This is a genomic window from Pauljensenia sp. UMB6358 (genome assembly GCF_030216865.1).
GTDB classification, from domain to species: Bacteria; Actinomycetota; Actinomycetes; order Actinomycetales; family Actinomycetaceae; genus Pauljensenia; species Pauljensenia turicensis_A.
This window is the reverse complement of sequence record NZ_JASOMS010000077.1, coordinates 1-339: the sequence shown is the minus strand read 5'-3', so window position 1 is coordinate 339 and position 339 is coordinate 1. Positions and strand designations below refer to the sequence as shown.

At 56.6% G+C, this 339-nt stretch carries 1 protein-coding gene; it reads right to left on the bottom strand.

Annotated features, from left to right (window positions below):
* Positions 1–196: transposase-like zinc-binding domain-containing protein (locus tag QP381_RS08705; RefSeq protein WP_442953416.1), on the bottom strand; the 196-nt coding region annotated here is incomplete at its 3' end.
* Positions 197–339: the final 143 nt, after the last annotated feature.

The window sequence follows — 339 nt, the reverse complement described above, 5'->3', positions numbered from 1 at the left end:
CTAGGTCGTCGAGTGATATTGCGGTGGTGCAATGCTCGATGAACTGGGTGAACACTGCCGCGTTGGTGATGTCGTTTCGACGTTTGACGCTGGAGGCGCCGCATTGTTTGCAGCGCCATCTGGTGGTGCCTTTGCTGGTGGTGCCGTTGCGTTTCATTTCACCGCCGCAGTGGCAGCGTGGTTGGTTCTTCGACATTGCGACACCACACCACGCCGCGCATAGCACATCACGGCTGCCACACCGAGGATTTCCCGTCGGGGGCTAGATATATGCTTCCGGAGCATATACTTTCCGGAAACCTACAGGTCAATCCGTGAAAATCCGCGATTCCGGACACA